Annotated in this window: 1 protein-coding gene; it reads right to left on the bottom strand. The window is 70.0% G+C overall.

The features are described from left to right. Positions 1-27: 27 nt before the first annotated feature. Positions 28-1245: an Ig-like domain-containing protein gene (locus tag GWI24_RS43930; protein WP_210951594.1), complete on the bottom strand. Its 1218-nt coding sequence runs from the start codon at positions 1243-1245 to the stop codon at positions 28-30. Positions 1246-1815 lie beyond the last annotated feature (570 nt).

Below are 1815 nucleotides of genomic sequence, written 5' to 3'. Positions count from 1 at the left end.
GACGGGGCGCCCGGACACCGGCCGAGGTCACGCCTTCCACTTCTCCCAGGACATGTTCCAGCCGTTGAGCCCGTTGTCCGGCTGGACGGTCTCGTCATGGGAGTTCTTCACGATGACCACATCGCCGATGATCGACTTGCGGAAGAACCAGGACGCCGGGGTGGAGGAGTCCCCTCCGCCGCGCTGGTCGAACAGGCCCACACAGCCGTGGCTGACATTGGCCGAACCGAACGTGGGCCGCCCCGCCCAGTAGTTGCCGTGGATGAAGGTACCGGAGGTCGACAGCCGCATGGCGTGCGGCACGTCCTTGATGTCGTACTCCCCGTCGAAGCCGACCGTGGCGCCGTCCATCCGGGTCACCGGATGCTTCTCACTGATCACCATCTTGCCGTTGTAGGTCTCATGGCCGGGCGCGCCCGAGGTGATGGGGATGGTCTTGATGGTCTTGCCGTCCCGCTTGACCGTCATCTTCTTGGACTTGGCGTCGACGACGGAGATCTGGCTGCGGCCGATGGTGAATGTCACGGACTTCCGCTGCTCGCCGTACACCCCCGGCCTGCCCTCGATCCCGTCGAGGTCCATGCGGAGCGTCACCTTGGTGCCGGGCTTCCAGTACTCCTCGGGCCGGAAGTCCAGCCGGTCGTTGCCGAACCAGTGGCCCTCTATCGGCACCGACGGCGAGGCGCTGACCTTTATCCCCTTCTCCACGTCCGCCGGGTGGGTGATGCCGCGGGTGAAGTGGAGCGAGACCGGCATGCCGACGCCGACCGTCGTGCCGTCCTCCGGGGTGTAGATGCCCACGAAGGTGTTCTTGGGACGGAGGGTGGTGAAGGTCGCGTGCTTGGCCGTGGTCAGACCGTGGGCGTCCTTGGCGACCGCGTCCACGGTGTAGGTGGTGTCCGAACGGAGATGGGCGTCGGGCCGCCAGCTCTTCCCGCCCTGGGCGATCTTCCCCTCGACCGCGGTGCCCTTCGCGTCCTTGACCTTGACCGAGGACAGGGTGCCCTTCGCCGAGGTGACCTTCAGGGCGCCGCTGGTGTCCACGCCCTTGGCGCCGTCCTTCGGCGCGATGGTCACCACGGCCCGCGAGGTCTTGGGCCGGTCGCCCTTGCCGTCGTTGCCCTTCTTACCGCCGCCGGAGCCACCGCCGCCGCACGCGGCCACCGCCATCAGCAACACCCCGAGCAGCAGCGCGAGAAGCCCCTTGCGGCCGTCCCGCACCGCTCCCGGTATCCGCCGCACCATCACAACAGCTCTCCCCTCCCCAGGGCCGCGCCCCGCGGCAACCCCGATCACGCGCAAGGCGCGCCTGGCGATAGGTAATCACAGCCACCGACAGTGGACTCCCCTCGATGGTCACGTTTCAGTCCCAGGCCAGAGAGGTCCCAGGATGATCGGCCGGTGGCGGTAGCGGCCGGGCGCCATGGCGCCCCGGGTTCTGGGGTCTTCCGTCCGGGGGCACCTCCCAGCGGTAGCTGGGGGAGGCTGAGCCGCCCCGGCGGGGGCACCCCCCAGCGGTAGCCGGGGGAGAACCGAGCCTTATAGAAAGGGGATTGCGGGCAGAACAGGTGGGAGGGCGCAGGCCGGGCCGTGCGGGACGGGACACCGCGGGCCCACCGGCCCGCCATGAGGTGCTGCCCGCCTCCCTCCCACGGGGCGGAGGCGGTTGGCCGCGAGCCGCGGAGGCCGATGTGTCCAGCGCAGCCGAGCAGGAGACGCGTACAGCCCAGCGGGAGACGCGCGGCGGAACACCCGCACGCCCTTCGGCGACGGCGGTGGGGCACCCCGCCGGCCACCGCCCCACGGCCGTCGCGC

The organism is Streptomyces sp. MK37H, assembly GCF_018035285.1.
Lineage (GTDB): Bacteria > Actinomycetota > Actinomycetes > Streptomycetales > Streptomycetaceae > Streptomyces > Streptomyces endocoffeicus.
Note: the sequence above shows the minus strand (reverse complement) of the source record. Positions and strands in the feature narration are given on the sequence as shown.

Excerpts from the sequence above, each read along its gene's own strand:
- GWI24_RS43930 (WP_210951594.1), bottom strand. The coding sequence starts at position 1,245 with ATGGTGCGGCGGATACCGGGAGCGGTGCGGGACGGCCGCAAGGGGCTT.